An 18,936-nucleotide genomic window follows, 5' to 3' on the forward strand; every position below is an offset into this window, starting at 1 on the left:
AGAAATTATGAAAAAAATTATTGCTATAGTTGTTGCCTTCGTTGTTGTCATTGGGGGAGTTATTGGTTTTGGTATGATGAAGAAAACAGGCAATAAAACAGCTAATATTGTCAAAATTGGTGGTGTGTTTGACACTTCTGGTAATGTTTCGGCTTATGGTCAAGCTGAACAAAAGGGTGCTAATTTTGCAGTTAAGCATATTAATGCTGCTGGTGGCGTTAAAGTCGATGGTAAAACTTACAAATTCAAGATGGTTAATAAGGATAGTAAATCAGATAATACGGAGGCGGCATCTGTTACCACAAATTTGATTAATAATAATCAAGTCAATGCTATTGTAGGGCCAGTGGTGACTTCTGCTGTTCAAGCTGCTATTCCATCAGCAACAAAAGGGAAAACACCAGTGATATCACCTACAGCTGGTGCTGATAGTATTACAGTACAAAAAAATGGGACGGTTCAACCTTATATTTTCCGTGCACAATTTAAAAATTCATATTTAGGTACAAAGATGGCAAAATTTGCTACAGATACGATTAAAGCTAGAAATGTTATTGTTTTTCAAGATAATTCCTCAGATTATGGGACAGGTATCACTGCAGCGTTTAAAAAAGCATATACAGGTAATATCGTTGAAACTGATTCATATCAAGCTGGGGATACAGATTTTCAGGCAATGTTAACAAAGATTAAGAATAAAAAGTTTGATGCCATTGTCATTAATGGTTACTATACTGAAGCTGGAGCTATTTTAAAGCAGGCGCGTGATATGGGAATTGCAGTTCCTGTTATTGGACCAGATGGGTTAGGTGATCCAAAATTGGCTGAAATTGCTGGTAATAAAAATACAAGTAATGTTTATTACGCAGCGCATTTCTCAACAAAAGCGTTATCTACTGATGCAGCCAAGACCTTTGTTAAGTCTTATCGTAAAGACTATCAACAGGAGCCATCACAATTTACAGCATTGTCATACGATGCTGTTTACATGATTAAGCAAGCGATTGAAGATGAAAAATCAATTGATAAAGCTAAAATTACAGCAGGTTTAGCTAAAATTAAGAATTTTGAAGGCACAACAGGTAAAATGACAATGGACAAATTCCATAATCCGAAAAAATCAATTGTTATGGTTGGCGTTCAAAATGGAAAAGACACAACTGCTACAGTTGTGAAATAACAGGTGACTATCTTGTCAATGATAATTCAACAATTAATCAATGGTATGATCCTGGGAAGCGTTTATGCACTATTGGCACTGGGATATACGATGGTGTATGGCATCATTAAATTAATTAATTTCGCGCATGGTGATATTTATATGCTGGGAGCTTATTTTGGCTATTTTTTCCTTCGTGTGCTTCATCTAAATTTCTTTATTGCCTTAATTTTTTCTATGGCAATTTGTGCAGTATTAGGTATGTTAATTGAGTTTATTGCTTATCGTCCTTTGCGCCATTCACCAAGAATTGCTGTCCTGATTTCGGCATTGGGTGTATCATTTTTGCTTGAAAATGGTATGAGTTATCTTTTTGGATCTGATAAAAGATCGTTTCCACAAGCAATTAAAACAATACAATATCATTTTGGTAGTTTACAAATTTCTAACATTCAAATCATTATTATAACAACTGCGATTATTTTGATGATTTTATTAAATATAATCGTTAAGAAAACAAAAATGGGGCGTGCCATGCGCGCCGTCTCTGCTGATGAAGAAGCAGCTATATTAATGGGTATTAATGTTAATCGTACAATTTCATTTACTTTTGCAATTGGCTCAGCGTTAGCTGCTGCCGGCGGGATGCTCATTGGCTTGTACTACAATAATATTGATCCATTGATGGGGATGACACCTGGGATTAAAGCTTTTGTAGCTGCAGTTTTGGGTGGTATTGGTATTATTCCTGGGGCAGCATTAGGCGGTTGGTTAATTGGTATTTTAGAAACTATGACACAAGCAGTTGGTTTGTCAAATTATAAAGATGCCGTTGTTTATGCGATTTTGATTATTATTTTGTTATTAAAACCTACTGGTATTTTAGGTAAAAACAAACGGGAAAAGGTGTAAGTTCATGGATAAAGCGCATATAAAATATACGTTGAGCTGGGCCACATTAACGTTAATGATTATCATCCTAATCTTTGTAATGACTATGTTTGGTATTATCGGACCCTATGGTATGACAACTATTGTATTAATTGGCATTAATCTTATTGCAGCGGTTGGCTTGAATTTAGTTATCGGTATGTCAGGGCAATTCTCATTAGGCCACGCAGGATTTATGGCTATTGGCGCTTATGCCACAGCTTTAATTGTAACTTCAGTACCCACCATTTTTGGTTTTATTATTAGTCTTTTTGTGGGCGCTATATTGAGTGGTATTGTGGCGTTAATTGTCGGTATTCCGACGTTGCGCTTGCGTGGTGATTATTTAGCAATTGCCACGTTAGGTGTATCAGAAATTATTAGAATTTTAATTATGAACTTTAAAATCACACGTGGACCCGCAGGTATTTTTGCAATTCCCGCCTTTGTTAATTGGCAAGTTGTTTTTGGGCTTGGTGTGCTATCGATTATTATTGTGGTGAATTTAGTTAGAAGTCCTACAGGTCGAGCCATTATTGCTGTTCGTGATAATGAGATTGCCGCAGAATCATTAGGAATTAATACAACCAAGTATAAAGTTATTGCCTTTGTTCTTGGTGCGATATTAGCGGCAATTGCGGGTGGACTACGTGCCAGTTTCATTCAATCTGTGTCACCACAAGACTTTACTTTTATGCAAAGCATTACTATTCTAATCATCGTTGTACTAGGTGGCATTGGTTCAATAAGTGGCACAGTACTGACCGCTGTTGCATTAGGTATTTTAGATGTTGTCTTACAAAATTTTGGTTCATTGCGGATGGTTGTTTATGCTGTGGTATTAATTATCGTAATGTTATTTAGACCGCAAGGTTTGTTGGGTAGATCAGAATTTTCATTGAAAAAAATGTTGTTCGATTCAGGAGGAGACCATGACAAAGGCCGTTCTAAAGACGCGTGAACTAAGTGTTAAATTTGGTGGGGTCACGGCAGTAAATAAAGTAACCATAGAAGCACACGAAAATGAACTCGTGGGTCTAATTGGACCCAATGGTGCGGGCAAAACAACGCTATTTAATTTATTAACTGGCGTTTATAAACCTACGTCAGGCGAGGTAGTTATTGACGATGGTGACCAATTAGTTAATATTAATCAATTACCACCCTATAAGCGTGCGCAATTAGGTATTGCACGCACTTTTCAAAATATTAGGTTATTCAAGAGTAGGACTGTAGTAGAAAATGTGTTGATTGCCATGACAGCTAAAAATAGACCATATGTTGTTCAAGCCATGTTACGTACACCAAGTTTTTACAAAAAAGAAGCACAAAACCGAGAAAAAGCACTGTCGTTATTAGAAATTTTTGGTATGACAAATGTTGCTGATGAGCTAGCTAATAATCTACCCTATGGTCAACAGCGTCGATTAGAGATTGTTCGTGCCTTGGCGACGACACCTAAAATTTTATTTTTAGATGAGCCTGCTGCCGGTATGAATCCACAAGAAACACAAGCATTGACTGAACTGATTAAACAAATTCAAGTACAATTTAAAATAACAATTGTATTGATTGAACATGATATGAATTTGGTTATGGCAGTTAGTGAACGTTTGTATGTTTTAGAGTATGGGAAAGTCTTGGCAACTGGTACACCAAAAGAAATTCAAAATAATCCAGCAGTCATTAAAGCGTATTTAGGGGAAGAGGGTTGATTAATGGCTGAAACGTTATTAAAAGTAGAAAGGCTAAGCGTTAACTATGGCGCAATCAAAGCAGTCCGTAGTGTTGATTTCCACGTCAATCGTGGAGAAATTGTCACGTTAATCGGTGCAAATGGTGCCGGGAAAAGTACGATTTTGCGGACAATATCTGGATTAGAAAAAGTCGTAGCAGGTAATATTTCTCTAAATAATCTGGTTTTAAATCATATGTCCTCTGAAAGGCGAGTGCGCAGTGGTATCGTACAAGTACCTGAAGGCCGACGTGTATTTCCTGGCATGACGGTGCAAGAAAATTTACAACTCGGCGCTTATACAATTTCAAGAAAATCACAAAATAAAACGGCCTATGAAAGTGTTTATGAGCAATTTCCAATCTTGAAGGATCGCCGTAATCAAGACGCGGCTACGCTATCGGGTGGCGAACAACAAATGTTAGCCATAGGTCGAGCCTTAATGGCACAGCCAAAAATGATATTGTTGGACGAACCATCAATGGGTCTGGCACCACTGTATATTCAAAAGATATTTGATATTATTCAAAAAATTAGAGATACTGGCGTGACAGTACTTGTAATCGAACAGAATGCCAATCAAGCTTTAAAGATAGCCGATCGAGGGTATGTCCTAGAAGGTGGGCGAATTATTGCCACTGGCACAGGCGATGCATTATTAGCATCCAATGATGTTCGAGAAGCCTATTTAGGTGGATAAATGCTTGAAAATAAAAAATAATTTGACATATTTTGATAAAGTTGTTATTATATTCTCAACAGTGAAGAGATAAGTAATATGTTGAGCGCACTTAGAGAGTCTATGTTTGGTGAAAGTAGATTGCGTGATGATATGAAAATGGTCTTGGAGAGACACGTCATGGTGAGCATACGCTTATGCGTTGTGAGCAATGACCGGGTGAGCCCGTTATAGCAACAACAATTCCCGTTTTTAAAGTACGGCGATTGAATAAGGTATGTTTTTTAACATACAAATACCGGGTGGTAACACGATAATTCGTCCCGCAGTTTGATTAGGTTCAAACTGCGGGATTTTTTTGGCTTTATTAGCCTAGCGTCGTTGCGGATGATTAAATAAATGTAATCGAGGAAATATAATGGCAGGAAAATTAAAACGTGCGATGACGGCACGACAAATACAAATGATTGGCTTAGCTAGCGGAATTGGCACAGGCCTTTTTCTATCATCAGCCTACACCATTCATACTGCAGGGGCTTTTGGCACTATATTAGCTTATAGCATCGGTGCAATTTTAGTTTATCTCGTCATGTTGAGCGTGGCTGAATTATCGATTGCAATGCCGCAAACAGGTGCATTTCATTACCATGCACAAAAATTGATTGGTCCAGCTACTGGCTTTTTTGTTGCCATTTCTTATTGGCTAACATGGACAGTGGCATTGGGGTCTGAATTTACAGCATCAGGAATCATCATGCAAAGATGGTTTCCAAATGTACCGGTTTGGGCATTTTCTGGTTTATTTATTGTTATTATTTTATTAAGTAATATATTCTCAGTTAAAATATTTGGTGAAAGTGAGTATTGGTTAGCTGCAATTAAGGTTGTTGCTATTATTGCCTTTTTGGTTATTGGTGTTTTGATTTTGACAGGTGTTTTGCATTCTAGTCAAACACAAAACGTTGGATTTCAAAATGTTTTTAGCCATGGCCTTTTTCCAAATGGTATAGGTGCCGTATTTACAACGATGTTAGCGGTAAATTTTGCGTTCAGTGGAACTGAATTAATGGCTATTACTGCTGGTGAGGCCGCGGATCCAACTCATGCAATAGCTAAAGCAGTTAAGGCTGTTTGGTGGCGCCAAGTGATATTTTTTATTGGCAGCATTACCATATTAGCTGCAATTATTCCTTACGAGAAAGCTGGTGTCACACAGAGTCCATTTGTAACGGTATTTAGCATGATAGGGATTCCATATGCAGCAGACATCATGAATTTTGTTATTTTAACTGGCATTATTTCGATGGCTAATTCAGGTTTATATGCATCAACACGTATGTTGTGGTCCTTAAGTCACGAGGGCTTGATTTCTGCCAAATTCGAAAAAGTTAACCAAAATGGCATTCCAATTCGAGCGCTTTTGGCAAGTTTAGTAGGTGCTTTATTAGCTTTGGGTTCGAGCTTTATGGCTGCGGGGTCGCTATACTTGATATTAGTCGAGGTTTCTGGTTTAGCAGTTGTATTTGTATGGGTAGCAATCAGTTGGTCACATTATAAGTATTATCAACTGTTGACACGAGAAAAGCGGACACAAGATTTGCGATATCCAAAATGGGCATACCCACTGTTACCGTTAGCTGGATTTATTGGATCATCATTGTCAATTATTTTAGTTGTTTTTGATCCCGAACAACTTGGTGCACTGCTCTGGTCAATACCTTTTATAATCATTGTCTATGGGTATTATTATTTGCGATTTAAGTGGTGGCCAAAACATCATTTAACAGCAGTTAAGGCATCCAAACAAACTGTAGGAGAGTAATCATGACAAAATTTGAAACATATATCGCGTCAGGAACAGTCATATTAGATGGTGGTATGGGCAGTGAACTTGAAAAACGGCATATTGATGTGAATAATATTTGGTGGTCAGCATCAGCGTTGATCCAGTCACCAGATGATATTCGAGATATTCACAAAAATTATTTTAATTCAGGGGCTGCCTTGGCCATTACTGATACCTACCAAGCACACGTAAAATCTTTTACCGACCAAGGTTTAAGTGAGACAAAGGCTTATGAATTGATCGATTCTGCTGTCGCATTAGCTAAAAGTGGTCTCGAGAAATCTCATCGAAACAATGGGCTAATTGCTGGTTCTGTAGGACCTTATGGGGCTTATCTTGCAAATGGCGCAGAATATACAGGTCGTTATCATCTGACAGAACAGGCGTATCAGAATTTTCACCGGCCGCGTATAGCACGGTTGATCGCGGATGGCGTAGATATACTGGCCTTGGAAACAATGCCAAATTTTGAGGAAACCAAAGCGATAGGACATTTATTACAACAAGAGTTCCCAACAGTTGAAGCCTATTTATCTTTTGCTACGGAAGATGGCGATCATTTGTGGGATGGCACGCCATTGGCAGGCGCTGTTGCTTACTTTGAAACGGTTGTTCAAATTAAAGCGATTGGTGTGAATTGCACATCACCTCAAAATATTTTACCGGCTTTAGAAAAGATTGCCCCAAATACAAGCAAAAAAATTGTTGTCTATCCCAATGCAGGGGACGAGTACGACCCGAAAACTAAACGTTGGGTTAGTCAGCATGGCCCCATTAATTGGGCTGAATTAGTGCCATTGTGGCAAGCTGCTGGTGCTAGTTTAATTGGTGGTTGCTGTCGAACAAGTCCTGATGACATTCAGGAAATTGCTCAGGCCGTTATAGCTACTGAAAAATAAGTTTTACTTAGGGTGCCAAAACCAAATCACCGTAAGATTAAATAATTAAGAAGGCCAGCGATGATCACCAATCTAAAAATATACTATTTGCATAGTGACAAAATTACAACAAGTGTCTTTTTAAAAGGTTGCGGCGCAGTGGATGATATTATGTTCTATTTGGCGATTTGAAAATAACAACAATAAGGACGAGAAGATGACTAAAATATCTGAAATATATCATACCAAACCAACACCAGTACTATCATTTGAAATTTTTCCACCAAAAAAAGAAGGTGGCATCGAATCACTTTATCGAACATTAGATGAAGTCAATCCACAAAAATTAGGGGTTGATTTTATCAGTGTGACATATGGTGCTGGTGGTTCAGGTGATAATACCATGACACGAGATTTAGCACAATATATACAAACGCATTTCGGTGTTACGGCGCTTCACCACTTAACAGGGGTAAATCAAACACCAGAAAGCTTACGAGATAATTTGGAAAAAATTAAGCAAGTAGGGATCGAAAATATTCTTGCGTTGCGCGGTGATTTACCAGATAAAGACTATGTCAATGCTAACTATCCATATGCTAAAGACTTAATTTGTGATATTAAAGCGTTTAGTGGCTTTAACGTAGGAGCAGCAATTTATCCAGAAGGACATGTGGACAATCCTATTACTGGCATTAGCGTCGCTGGAGTTAAAGAAAAAATTACGAGTGGCACTGATTTTTTAATTTCTCAATTTTTCTTTGAAAATGATGTTTATTATCATATGCAAGAAGTTTTGAAAAATAATTATATTAAAGTGCCGGTATCTGCTGGTGTCATGCCGATAATTAGTAAGGCCCAGGTGGAACGTATGACCTATATGATCGGATCATCCTTACCGGCACGATTAGTTAAACTGATCCATAAATATGAAAATAATCCGGAAGATTTAAAAAAAGCTGGTATAGACTATGCACTCGAACAAATTCAAGATTTGTTAGATCATGGTGTTGATGGGATTCATTTATATGCTATGAATCGGCCAAGCGTACTGAAAAGTATGTTACCTATCATTAATCAAGAAATTGCAGCCAAACATTTTTAAAATTTGTGAGATTTGGTTGACAAAATAATGAATGTTTGATAACATAATTATAACGTTGAAGAGATAAGTATTAATTTAACACGCGAAGAGAGTTTACGGTTGGTGAGAGTAAATGGTGGGCAGATTAAGAAAATGGTCTTGGAGTTATCGTATGGCGAGTGTGAATCGACCTCAGTCGGTAGACACATAAACCATACTCGGGAGAGCCCGTTACAGCGACATCGGTTCCTTGAAAGTGTGTGGCATGGAGATGCCAACATACTGATAGCGACTGATAAGAGGTGTGCTTTTGTAATGATTTAGGCACATAAATACCGGGTGGTAACACGAGATTTCGTCCCGCAGATTAATTTTTTTAGTCTGCGGGATTTTTTATTTGCCATACTTTTAGAAAGAAGGGGAGCAAGTTGAGTAATAATAGTCTGCTACGCAATTGGAGTAGTGTGATATTGATTGGTGTTGTACTGTTGGTGCATAACTTAGTACCAAACAGCGTGACAAATTTTGAGAAACCACAACCTTATTTTAATATTTTACTGATTATCGTTTTTATTTTGAGTTTATTACTGGCGATTGCTAACACAATAACTAAAAAAATAAAGGTATTTCAGTACAATTCGCCCAGAATCGGGGTTGCCTTTGCTTTAATTGGTATCTACGATTTAGCAACAGCAAAGTTTGGTTGGATAAATACGTTATTCTTTCCGAATCCTGATAAAATTTTTGGCGCTTTGGTTAATAATTCAGCGTTATTAGTTAAATGTTTAGGTTATTCCGTCTGGTTGCTTATTATTGGCTGGGTTATTGGTGGTATTTTGGGCGTTATAACTGGGGTATTGATTGGTTGGAGTACAAATTGGCATTACTGGTTAGACCCTTTTGTTAAATTTCTAGGGCCAATTCCACCAACTGTTTTGATTCCGATTGCTTTGTCTGCTTTTCCAACAAGTTTTGCAGCGAGTGCATTTTTATTAGCTTTGTCAATGTGGTTTCCGGTCACAATACTGACGAATTCAGGCGTTGCTAGTGTTCGAATTGATTATCTAGAAGTTGCTGATACGATGGGTGCTAGTACAATTCAAAAAATATTTAAAGTTGCTTTGCCTGCATCATTGCCAAGTATTTTTGTCGGATTATTTAACGGCATATGCGCATCCTTTATTACGTTAATGGTGGCAGAAATGTTAGGTGTGAAGTATGGCCTTGGTTGGTATATCAACTGGCAACGAGAAATTATGGGATATGCTAACGTTTACGCGGGGCTGATTGTGTTGGCAATTGCATTTTCATTAATCATTACAATTTTATTTAGAATACGTGATCACTTCTTAAAGTGGCAAGAGGGCTTGATTAAATGGTAGCGAGAACAGAAGAAATTAGGGTAGAAAATTTAAGAAAAGTATTTCCGAGTCGTGATCTGAATAAACCTGATGTGGTGGCATTGGATCACGTTGATGCTAAAATCATGCCGGGAGAATTTGTCAGTCTAATTGGTCCATCTGGTTGTGGTAAAACCACGTGGTTACGATTAATATCAGGACTTGAAGTACCAACAGATGGCGCGATTTACGTCGGTGATAAGAAAATAACGGCACCTGGTCGAGAGCGCGGACTAGTTTTTCAGGATCCAAATTTGTTTCCATGGTTGACAGTACAAGAAAATATAGCTTTTGGTCTAAAAATCAAAGGCAAACTAACGCAAGAAGATCATGAAAATATTGCTGAATTAATTACTTTAGTGGGTTTAACTGGGTTTGAAAAGTCTTATCCTTATCAACTTTCTGGAGGTATGGCACATCGTGCAGCAATTGCGCGTGCCTTGGTAAATAATCCCGAAGTGTTATTGTTTGATGAACCTTTCGGGGCGCTCGATGCTTTTACACGTATGAAATTGCAAAATGATGTGCTAAGAATATGGCACGAAAGAAAGACAACAATGATTTTGGTGACACATGATGTGGAGGAAGCTATATTTTTAGGACAACGTGTGTTTGCAATGACACCACGGCCGGCACGTGTCAAAAAAATCATCAATATTAAGTTAGATTACCCAAGAAAAAGAGACGATCAGACATTTATCGCGCTCAAAGAAGAAGTTTTGAGTGTGCTAGATTTTCATAATATTTGAGGAATGAAAAATGAAGAGAAAATATATTTATTCTGGAATTGTCGCATTGGTTCTAGTATTTGTAACTGTTGTGTTGTTTCTGACAACAGGTCAACACAAAACGGTTGCCAATGATAGTTCAGACAAAAACTTTGTTTTAAAAATAGCGGAAAATAACGATTTATGTGGCGCGCCACAGCAGTTGGCCATAGCTAAGGGCTACTTTAAAGAGGAAGGATTAAAAATTAAAGTAGTTAAGCTTGGATCAGATACAACCAATTTTGAAGGTGTCAATTCAGGTAAAATAGATGCGTCTAACTCCATGATGGGGAGTTTAGTTCAACCATTAGCAAACGGAGCAAAAATTAAAATTACTACCGGTTTGCATACTGGGTGTTTACAAATTTTAGTTAAAAAAGGGAGCACAATTAAATCTGCTAAAGATCTTATCGGCAAAAAGGTGGGCGTAGGTGATATTGCGGGTTCGGCTGCTACTTATGTCAGACGTTACTTAGGACATTATGGTGTAGACGTGTCAGCCCAACATTCACAAGTACAGTTAGCTGCTTACTCAGCATCAGAATTGCCTATTGTGTTACAAAAAGGACAAGTTGATGCTATTGCACTAGGTGATCCAGATACTGAAATTGATAAAGCAAAGTATAATTTGATAACATTAAGTGCCTCAGCAACTGATCCAGCATTTAAAGATGAGTACTGCTGTGTGGCATATGTTTCAGACGATATTGCAAAAAACCATCCGGCAGTTGCAGCCAAATATACACTAGCCTTACAAAAGGGTGCTAAATGGGCAGAAGAACATCCAGAAGAAACAGTAGCGATTCAAACAAGTCAGCATTATATAGATGGGGATAAAAAGTTGAATACTAAAATGTTGAAATCTTATCAGTTTAAGCCTTCTTATTCCGGTGCAAAGAAAGCCTTTACTAAAGTTGGTGGAGATTTGCAAAAGTTAAATGTGGTCGATAAAAATGTTGATTTAAAAGCACTCAGACAAGCATCATTCTTTAAAACAACAGCTTCAAATTAATACATTTAGGCGATTATGTCGCCGTACATAAGAAAATTGAAAGGAGTTCGTCATGCAAGTCAATAATGCGACAGTTTATTATCTTCACAGTAACAAAATCCTAACAGTCGTATTTTTAAATGGCAGCGGGGCTATGAATACTGTGTAATTGATAAGCTGCCAGGTTAATTGTTTCAGAACAGGTTGATTATATAGGAGAAAAATATGACTACAGTAAAATCATCAAATCTTGGTTACCCACGATTGGGCGAACAACGTGAATGGAAAAAGCTTTTAGAATCATTTTGGAAAGAAGATATTGATGTCTTGACATTTGAAAAAACGGCAAAAGCATTACGCTTAACTAATTTGAAAAAACAAATTGATGCAGGTATTGACATCGTTCCTGTTGCTGATAACTCAAACTATGATCATGTTTTAGACACAGCTACAGCATTTAATCTAATTCCGACTCGCTTTGGAAGTTATGACAGACCACTGACTTTGAATGAATATTACGATATAGCACGAGGGAACAAAGAAAATGTCGCCGCTGACATGACCAAATGGTTTAATATTAATTATCATTACACGGTGACGGAATTTGATAATACAACGCCCAGACTGTTAGAAAATCGTTGGTTAAAGTATTGGCAAGAAGCTAATGATGAATTAGGTATTAACGGTAAGCCAGTTATTGTTGGACCAGTGACACTCATAAAATTAGGTAAATTAAATGGTGATTATGTTTCAAGCGAAAGTGACATCAATAAATTGCTTGATGTGATTTTGCCACTGTACCAACAAGTATTTACAGAATTACAACAAGCAGGTGTGAATTGGGTACAACTTGATGAGCCTACTTTGGTGAAACTTGAAGATGAAGCAGGTGTGGCGCCATATCGCCGTGTAGTTGAAGCATTAAGAGAAGCTGCGCCATCATTGAATATCGAATTACAGACATACTTTGATTCAATTGATCCTTACCAAGCAGTGACGCAATTACCTGTTCAAGCTATTGGCCTTGATTTCGTTCATGGACATGGCGAAAATCTAGCACATGTTCGTGAGTTTGGCTTTCCAAAAGATAAAGTTTTGGCTGCTGGTGTCATTGATGGTCATAATGTTTGGACAGCTGATTTGTCAAAGAAGCTACAATTGGTTCGTGAGTTACAAGATGCAGCTTCTGAGTTATGGATCCAGCCCTCAAATACCTTACTTCACGTACCAATTACAACTAAGTACGAAACAGCGGCTGGTCCAGAACTACTGGGTGGCTTGGCGTTTGCTGATGAAAAGTTACAAGAAATTGTCACATTGACACAAACGTTAAATGGCCAAGATACCCGTGCGGCTTTGGCTAAAAACACTGCAGCATTAAAAGCATTGAATGAATCAAAAGCACGTAATAATGCATCAGTGCAAACTGCAATCAAGCATTTGGGTGATACAGTATTTGAACGTCAAGGCAAGTATGTTGATCGTGCTATTGCACAACAAGATCGATTACAATTACCTAAATTACCTACGACAACAATTGGGTCGTTCCCACAATCTTCTGAAGTGCGTGCAAAGCGTGCCGCATGGCGTAAAGGACGTTTGTCAGATGAAGCATATCAGGCATTTATCGAATCAGAAACTAAGCGCTGGTTGAAAATACAAGAAGATATTGGTTTAGATGTACTTGTTCACGGCGAATTTGAACGAACAGACATGGTTGAATACTTTGGACAAAAGTTAGACGGCTTTTATGCAACACAAAATGGTTGGGTTCAATCATATGGTTCACGAGGGGTTCGACCACCAGTTATTTTCGGGGATGTTGATTACACCGAACCAATTACTGTTGCAGCTTCACAATTTGCACAATCACAAACTAAAAAAATCGTTAAGGGTATGTTGACGGCACCATTAACAATTATTAATTGGTCATTTGTACGTGACGATATTGATCGTGCGGATGTTCAAAATCAAATTGCTTTGGCATTACGTCAAGAAGTGTTGAATTTAGAGAAGGCAGGCATTAAAATTATACAGGTTGATGAGCCTGCTTTACGAGAAGGTTTGCCACTTAAACAACGTTCTTGGCAAGATTATTTAGATGAAGCAGTTTATTCATTTAAAATAACAACGTCTGGTGTTGGTAATGAGACGCAAATTCATACGCATATGTGTTATTCTGATTTTGAAGATATCATTGATACGATTTCAGCGTTAGACGCGGATGTTATTTCAATTGAAACATCACGTTCTCATGGCGAAATTATCTCTGCATTTGAAGATGCCGACTATGACAAACAAATTGGTTTGGGTGTCTACGATATTCACTCACCACGTATACCAACTGTTGATGAAATTGCTGATAATATTCGACGTGGCTTGAAAGTTATTGATGAAAAACAGTTTTGGGTTAACCCTGATTGCGGTTTGAAAACACGTACCGAAGATCAAACTAAGACGGCTTTGACGAATCTGGAAAAAGCACGTAATATTGTACTCAAGGAGTTAGTAGCAGAAGCTTAAAAAGTAACTAATGGGACAATGATTTAAATTATTATTAGTAATACAATTTCGTTCTTAAAATAAGTTTTTTATTTTAAGAACAGTACATAAATTTTAAAACGAGGTAAATTATGGCGACATTAAATAACGGCTCACATCCTATTGATTATGCGGTTACAGGAGGTAATTTTGGAACAGCGGATATGCGTGATATTTGGTCAGAAAAAAACCGTCTAAAGCAACAATTTGTCATTGAACAGGCTTTAGCAAAAGTTGAGGGTGAGGAGAAAGTCATTCCGCAGCTTGCTGCTGAAGCAATTGATAAAATCAAATTTGAAGATATTAATTTTGACAATGTGATTACTGTGAGTCATGCAAAGCAGCATTCATTGTTAGGCTTAATACAAGAACTGCAACGGTTGGCTGGTCACAATGGGGAATTCATTCATTATGGCGCAACGACGCAGGATATTGTAGATACTGGTTTGGTTTTACAAATTCGTTCTTCTATTGAACTGATTGAATTAAGGTTAGAAAAGATTATCGCAACCTTAACGCAATTGACCAAAAAGTATGCTCAAACGCCTTACATGGCGCATACACATGGTGTGCAGGCAGTTCCTATTACGCTAGGTTTTAAATTTGCCCGATATGTTGACGAATTTAAACGTCATTTACAAAGGCTAGAGCAGACTAAAAGTGATGTTTTGACTGGTAATTTTGCAGGGGCAGTAGGATCACATTCGGCTTTAGGTGAGCAAGGACTTGTGATAGAGCATCGGCTATTGGATGAATTACAACTTAATACACCTAAAGTAGCCTGGCACACGGCACCAGATAGAATTGTAAATTATACAAGCATTTTGACATTGATTGGTGCTACGGCTGGTAAATTAGGCAAAGAATTATTTCATGCAGCAGGGAACGAAATTAATGAAATAACTGAACCTTTTCTGGGACAAGTTGGTTCGTCAACTATGCCTCATAAACGTAATCCGGAAAATTTTGAGGGGATTTGGGCGCTTGTTGAACCAATATTTCAATCGCAAAATTTATTACAACACAGTTTGTTAAGTTTAGGTGAACGGGATGCTAGTAGCTGGAAAATATTATGGTTGGCATTACCAGAAATTCATAATTATTTAGATGTACAGTTAAACACGTTAGTTAATATTTTACCAAATATTGAAATTCACACAAAAAAAATCGCTGAGAATGCAGCAATATTAGGACCATTAGTCTATGCTGAAAAATTAATGATTGATTTAGGGAAAACAATCGGTAAACAAACAGCGCATGAAGTAATTTACGAAGCAGCTATGGCAACATTGTCCCAGCCAGAAAAATTTTTACAACGCATTGCCGATAATTCATTGGTTAATTTATCTGAAACAGAACTAGAAACAATTGTGGCGCAACAAGATGTCACGATTGCGATTCCAACAATTATTCAAAACATTTTAGGAGAAAAAATATGAGTACAAAAAGTCAGTTTATTATTGGTGGCATTATAGCAGTTGTTGTCGTAGGTGGGGGATTTTTGATTGTTAAAAATAACGCATCACATGAAAAGAAAACGACGGCCACTAATAAAGTAACTAAGACTATCACATTGGGATCAACAGGCGCATCGTTTCCATCATCATATAAATCAGGGGATAAATTAGTTGGTTTTGATGTTGAAGTTGCTCAAAAAGCTGCTAAATTAGCAGGTTACCGTGTCAAATGGGTGAATGCTGATTTTGATGGTTTATGGGGACAGTTAGATACTGATCGCATCCAAGGAATTGCCAATGCTGTCTCGTTTACACCGGAACGTCAAGCCAAGTATCAATTTACTGATGCTTATTACAATGATGAAGCTAAGGTTGCTGTTCCAACAGACAGTAAGGCTAAAAAACTTTCTGATTTAGATGATCAAAAAGTAGCCGGCGTCGCTGGTTCCAACAACATTACAGCATTGCAATCAGCCAATAAATCAATCATCGTGTCGCCGTTTGAAAATCGTGACAGCGCCACACAGGCTGTGCTGTCTGACAAAGTTGCAGGCGTTGTTAATTCTGGACCAATTTTATCGGCGACAATCAAAAAGAATCATTTGAAGTTACGATTATTGCCTGATACAATTCAGAAGACAAAGGTGGGGATTGCTTTTAAAAAGAATGATGCGGGTAAAAAGTACGCCAAGTCATTTAATAAGGCGTTTGTAGAATTAGCTAAGCAAGGTGAGATTGAAAAGCTATCAAAGCAATATTTTGGCTATGACGTTTCTAACCAGGACTTAGCAAAGTAAGGTGAATTATGACATTTGATTGGCACTATTTTTTTCATGTCTTTCCATTATTAATTAAGGCATTACCATTAACTTTGTATTTAGCAGTCGGTATTGTGATTGTATCACTCATTGTTGGCGGCGTTATAAGCTACTTAGGGTTACAATCTTTTAGACCGTTGCGTTGGTTTGCTAGCATATATGTGTCCGGGTTTCGTGCTGTACCGGCTGTTGTTCAAATATTTTTGGCGTATTATGGGTTACCAGAATTAATCCCTGCATTGAAAACAGTGTCACCACAGACAATTATTATTTTTGCTTTGGGATTTAAATATGCTGCTTATATGGCAGAGACTTTTCGTTCGGCCATTCATTCAGTTGATTATGGACAACAAGAAGCAGCTAAAGCACTACATATTAAGCAGTCGCAATATGTACTACGTGTGTTGTGGCCACAGGCTGCAGTGAATGCGTTACCAACGGTAGGAAACTATATTATTGGTATTTTAAAAGAGACTTCTCTAGTTTTTGTCATAGGTGTTTCTGAAATGTTTGGTGAAGGAAAACTTTTGGCTGGTGCCAGTTTTAAATATTTAGAAGTTTACGTTGCAGTTGGATTGATCTATTGGGCATTGGTTGTTGCCTATAGTAGTTTGCAGCGTGCTGTTGAATGGCGTTTTAAGAGATTTGAGGTGTAATATGACAAAAACAATAATTGAAGTGAATGACTTAAGTGTCAGTATTAACGGGAAAAGCATTTTAAAAGACATTCAATTTAAAGCAGAAAAAGGCCAAGTGCTCACACTTCTTGGACCATCAGGGGCGGGTAAATCAACTCTTATTCGGACGTTAAATGGATTACAAGATTTATCTTCTGGAGAAATATTGTTTTATGATGATATTAGTAAAGGTCATTTGGCTCAGCACAGTGGCATGGTTTTTCAACATTTTAACCTGTTCAAGAATTTGACGGCTATTGAAAATGTGGCTAGTCCTGCATGGCTATCTGGTGAATTAACTAAAAAAGAGGCGTTAACTAAGGCACATGTGTTGTTGAAACAATTAAATGTTGATCAACAAGCGCAACAATATCCAGCGTCCCTCTCTGGCGGACAAAAGCAACGCGTTGGGATTGCGCGCGCCCTAATGACAAATGCGCCCATCTTATTATTAGATGAACCGACATCAGCGTTAGATCCAGAAAGTATTCAAGAAGTCTTATTAGCGATTGCTGATATTATTAAGGCAACTGATAAAACTGTTATTTTAGTTACGCATGAGTTGCGTTTTGCAAAACAAATTTCAGACAAAATTATTTTTATGTATGATGGCCAAATTATTGCAAATGAAACCACGAATGCGTTTTTTGGTGCACAAACAAATCAACATATACAAAACTTTTTGCAATCGGAAAACGCAGAAAATATACGTTATGCTTAAAACAACCGACATTGCTTCATGGGCGCTATCTCAGAGGCCAACAGGCAATAAAAAAATTTATAACTTAGCAAAAATGGCCTTGTTAGATTATATTGCAGTTGTCTCTCTTGGTCAAAAAGAGCCTGCGTATCACTCACTCAAACAAGCTTTTACATCGACTGATTCAGGAACAAAGGCATTAAAATTAGGTTTTGCGGCGCATTTGTTAGATTTGGATGATATGCAAGATGACTTAAGAGGGCATCCAGGTGCTGTTATTTTTTCGAGTATTTTTGCTTTAAACGACTCAGTGACGATTGATGAAGTTCTCGATGCCTATGTCATTGGTTTGGAAATTGCAGCGCGTATTGGTGATCTCGTTAATCCGAATTTGTACGAAACGGGACATCATGCCAGTTCACATTTAGGACAAATTGGAGCGGCTGTTGCGTTAAGCTATCTTCGACATGATAATGAAGTTATGATGGCAAAAGTCATTGGTTTAGCTATTACAGCGGCACAAGGCGCATTATTTCAATTTGGATCGGATGTTAAATCTTTTCATATTGGCTTATCTGCAAGAGCTGCGATTGATGCGATTATGTTTACAAAAACTGATCTTACCGGTCAATTGAATGGGTTATTTGTTGAGAAGAGTATTATTGATCAATATCATGCGTTGGATACTATAGAGTTAGAAAATTGGTTTCAAGCGTTTGGAAAATCATGGAAAATTGAAAAACTGTGGTTTAAGCAGTATCCTTTCTGTTCGGCGGCTTATCGCGCTGTTGATGCGTTGTTGACAATTAAAAGAAATCATCATTTAACACGGGACGATGTAGTAGGTATGACAGTATCTTTTGGCATTGGACGTGATGCTGCATTGCGTTATAAACGGCCTAAAACGGGCATAGAAGGTCGTTTTTCAATAGAATACATCTTATGGCAGACTTTAAATGATATGAGTCCATTGAGTAGAAGCCCCTATCAATTGGAGGTGTTATCTCAACCACCACGAGATTTTATTACGCGAGTATACGAGACACAAAAGGCAACAAATTTGTCAAGCGAGGTATCGTTAACTTTGACAAATGGGCAACAATTATCAGCACGTATTTTTGACCCTGTTGGATCGCCCAAAAATCCATTGGTGCTGACACAAGTTTTAGAAAAACTAGTGCTTAGTTTTTCTAAAACGCAAGTGCAACACATGCTAGATGATTTACAACAAAATAATTGGCATGATCTGAAACAATTTGTTGTCATATAAGAAA

17 protein-coding genes and 1 other annotated feature are annotated in these 18,936 nt (G+C 37.6%); all 17 genes read left to right on the forward strand.

Features of this window, described 5'->3' with window-relative positions:
- Window positions 1-7: 7 nt before the first annotated feature.
- The 17 genes from JOD28_RS00685 to JOD28_RS00765 all read left to right on the forward strand — a co-directional run bounded on the left by JOD28_RS00685 (window position 8) and on the right by JOD28_RS00765 (window position 18,932).
- Window positions 8-1,180, forward strand: a complete 1,173-nt coding sequence (locus JOD28_RS00685) for an ABC transporter substrate-binding protein (protein ID WP_204769002.1) — start codon at window positions 8-10, stop codon at window positions 1,178-1,180.
- 18 nt (window positions 1,181-1,198) lie between these two features.
- On the forward strand, window positions 1,199-2,071 hold the full coding sequence (locus JOD28_RS00690; protein ID WP_204769003.1) for a branched-chain amino acid ABC transporter permease: 873 nt from the start codon (window positions 1,199-1,201) through the stop codon (window positions 2,069-2,071).
- Between the two features lie 4 nt (window positions 2,072-2,075).
- Window positions 2,076-3,050: a branched-chain amino acid ABC transporter permease gene (locus JOD28_RS00695; protein ID WP_204769004.1), complete on the forward strand. Its 975-nt coding sequence runs from the start codon at window positions 2,076-2,078 to the stop codon at window positions 3,048-3,050.
- Window positions 3,022-3,804: an ABC transporter ATP-binding protein gene (locus tag JOD28_RS00700; protein ID WP_204769005.1), complete on the forward strand. Its 783-nt coding sequence runs from the start codon at window positions 3,022-3,024 to the stop codon at window positions 3,802-3,804. The genes JOD28_RS00695 and JOD28_RS00700 overlap by 29 nt, the downstream gene beginning before the upstream one ends.
- Before the next feature lie 3 nt (window positions 3,805-3,807).
- The gene (locus tag JOD28_RS00705) at window positions 3,808-4,524 is read left to right on the forward strand and encodes an ABC transporter ATP-binding protein (RefSeq protein WP_204769006.1); all 717 of its coding nucleotides are present in this window, start codon (window positions 3,808-3,810) and stop codon (window positions 4,522-4,524) included.
- A 397-nt stretch (window positions 4,525-4,921) separates the two neighbouring features.
- Window positions 4,922-6,325 carry an amino acid permease gene (locus JOD28_RS00710; protein WP_204769007.1) on the forward strand — a complete coding sequence of 468 codons (1,404 nt, stop codon included), beginning with the start codon at window positions 4,922-4,924 and terminating at the stop codon, window positions 6,323-6,325.
- A gap of 2 nt (window positions 6,326-6,327) precedes the next feature.
- Complete coding sequence (gene mmuM, locus JOD28_RS00715; protein WP_204769008.1) at window positions 6,328-7,248, forward strand: homocysteine S-methyltransferase; 921 nt, start codon at window positions 6,328-6,330, stop codon at window positions 7,246-7,248.
- A gap of 196 nt (window positions 7,249-7,444) precedes the next feature.
- On the forward strand, window positions 7,445-8,332 hold the full coding sequence (locus tag JOD28_RS00720; RefSeq protein WP_204769009.1) for a methylenetetrahydrofolate reductase: 888 nt from the start codon (window positions 7,445-7,447) through the stop codon (window positions 8,330-8,332).
- A 46-nt stretch (window positions 8,333-8,378) separates the two neighbouring features.
- Window positions 8,379-8,677 (forward strand) — a binding site (T-box leader).
- Window positions 8,678-8,739: 62 nt separating this feature from the next.
- Window positions 8,740-9,693, forward strand: coding sequence for an ABC transporter permease (locus JOD28_RS00725; protein WP_239531008.1), 954 nt, complete (start codon window positions 8,740-8,742; stop codon window positions 9,691-9,693).
- Entirely contained in the window at window positions 9,687-10,460 is a 774-nt protein-coding gene (locus JOD28_RS00730; RefSeq protein WP_204769010.1) for an ABC transporter ATP-binding protein, read from the forward strand. Before JOD28_RS00725 ends, JOD28_RS00730 begins: the two co-directional genes overlap by 7 nt.
- Window positions 10,461-10,470: 10 nt before the next feature.
- Window positions 10,471-11,490: an ABC transporter substrate-binding protein gene (locus JOD28_RS00735; RefSeq protein ID WP_204769011.1), complete on the forward strand. Its 1,020-nt coding sequence runs from the start codon at window positions 10,471-10,473 to the stop codon at window positions 11,488-11,490.
- A gap of 204 nt (window positions 11,491-11,694) precedes the next feature.
- Window positions 11,695-13,992, forward strand: coding sequence for a 5-methyltetrahydropteroyltriglutamate--homocysteine S-methyltransferase (gene metE, locus JOD28_RS00740; RefSeq protein ID WP_204769012.1), 2,298 nt, complete (start codon window positions 11,695-11,697; stop codon window positions 13,990-13,992).
- 110 nt (window positions 13,993-14,102) lie between these two features.
- Entirely contained in the window at window positions 14,103-15,449 is a 1,347-nt protein-coding gene (locus JOD28_RS00745; protein WP_204769013.1) for a class-II fumarase/aspartase family protein, read from the forward strand.
- A complete protein-coding gene (locus JOD28_RS00750) occupies window positions 15,446-16,264 on the forward strand; it encodes a transporter substrate-binding domain-containing protein (RefSeq protein WP_204769014.1) in 819 nt (272 codons plus the stop codon). The genes JOD28_RS00745 and JOD28_RS00750 overlap by 4 nt, the downstream gene beginning before the upstream one ends.
- An 8-nt stretch (window positions 16,265-16,272) precedes the next feature.
- Complete coding sequence (locus JOD28_RS00755) at window positions 16,273-16,941, forward strand: amino acid ABC transporter permease (protein WP_204769015.1); 669 nt, start codon at window positions 16,273-16,275, stop codon at window positions 16,939-16,941.
- 1 nt (window position 16,942) lies between these two features.
- Entirely contained in the window at window positions 16,943-17,683 is a 741-nt protein-coding gene (locus JOD28_RS00760; protein ID WP_204769016.1) for an amino acid ABC transporter ATP-binding protein, read from the forward strand.
- Window positions 17,676-18,932, forward strand: a complete 1,257-nt coding sequence (locus JOD28_RS00765; protein ID WP_204769017.1) for an MmgE/PrpD family protein — start codon at window positions 17,676-17,678, stop codon at window positions 18,930-18,932. Before JOD28_RS00760 ends, JOD28_RS00765 begins: the two co-directional genes overlap by 8 nt.
- Window positions 18,933-18,936: the final 4 nt, after the last annotated feature.

This window comes from Leuconostoc rapi (assembly GCF_016908715.1).
Taxonomy (GTDB): domain Bacteria; phylum Bacillota; class Bacilli; order Lactobacillales; family Lactobacillaceae; genus Leuconostoc; species Leuconostoc rapi.

Bases quoted from the DNA above. Each gene is read 5' to 3' on its own strand.
- JOD28_RS00685 (WP_204769002.1), top strand. From the start codon at position 8: ATGAAAAAAATTATTGCTATAGTTGTTGCCTTCGTTGTTGTCATTGGG.
- JOD28_RS00690 (WP_204769003.1), top strand. From the start codon at position 1,199: ATGATAATTCAACAATTAATCAATGGTATGATCCTGGGAAGCGTTTAT.
- JOD28_RS00695 (WP_204769004.1), top strand. From the start codon at position 2,076: ATGGATAAAGCGCATATAAAATATACGTTGAGCTGGGCCACATTAACG.
- JOD28_RS00700 (WP_204769005.1), top strand. From the start codon at position 3,022: ATGACAAAGGCCGTTCTAAAGACGCGTGAACTAAGTGTTAAATTTGGT.
- JOD28_RS00705 (WP_204769006.1), top strand. From the start codon at position 3,808: ATGGCTGAAACGTTATTAAAAGTAGAAAGGCTAAGCGTTAACTATGGC.
- JOD28_RS00710 (WP_204769007.1), top strand. From the start codon at position 4,922: ATGGCAGGAAAATTAAAACGTGCGATGACGGCACGACAAATACAAATG.
- mmuM (WP_204769008.1), top strand. From the start codon at position 6,328: ATGACAAAATTTGAAACATATATCGCGTCAGGAACAGTCATATTAGAT.
- JOD28_RS00720 (WP_204769009.1), top strand. From the start codon at position 7,445: ATGACTAAAATATCTGAAATATATCATACCAAACCAACACCAGTACTA.
- JOD28_RS00730 (WP_204769010.1), top strand. From the start codon at position 9,687: ATGGTAGCGAGAACAGAAGAAATTAGGGTAGAAAATTTAAGAAAAGTA.
- JOD28_RS00735 (WP_204769011.1), top strand. From the start codon at position 10,471: ATGAAGAGAAAATATATTTATTCTGGAATTGTCGCATTGGTTCTAGTA.
- metE (WP_204769012.1), top strand. From the start codon at position 11,695: ATGACTACAGTAAAATCATCAAATCTTGGTTACCCACGATTGGGCGAA.
- JOD28_RS00745 (WP_204769013.1), top strand. From the start codon at position 14,103: ATGGCGACATTAAATAACGGCTCACATCCTATTGATTATGCGGTTACA.
- JOD28_RS00750 (WP_204769014.1), top strand. From the start codon at position 15,446: ATGAGTACAAAAAGTCAGTTTATTATTGGTGGCATTATAGCAGTTGTT.
- JOD28_RS00755 (WP_204769015.1), top strand. From the start codon at position 16,273: ATGACATTTGATTGGCACTATTTTTTTCATGTCTTTCCATTATTAATT.
- JOD28_RS00760 (WP_204769016.1), top strand. From the start codon at position 16,943: ATGACAAAAACAATAATTGAAGTGAATGACTTAAGTGTCAGTATTAAC.
- JOD28_RS00765 (WP_204769017.1), top strand. From the start codon at position 17,676: ATGCTTAAAACAACCGACATTGCTTCATGGGCGCTATCTCAGAGGCCA.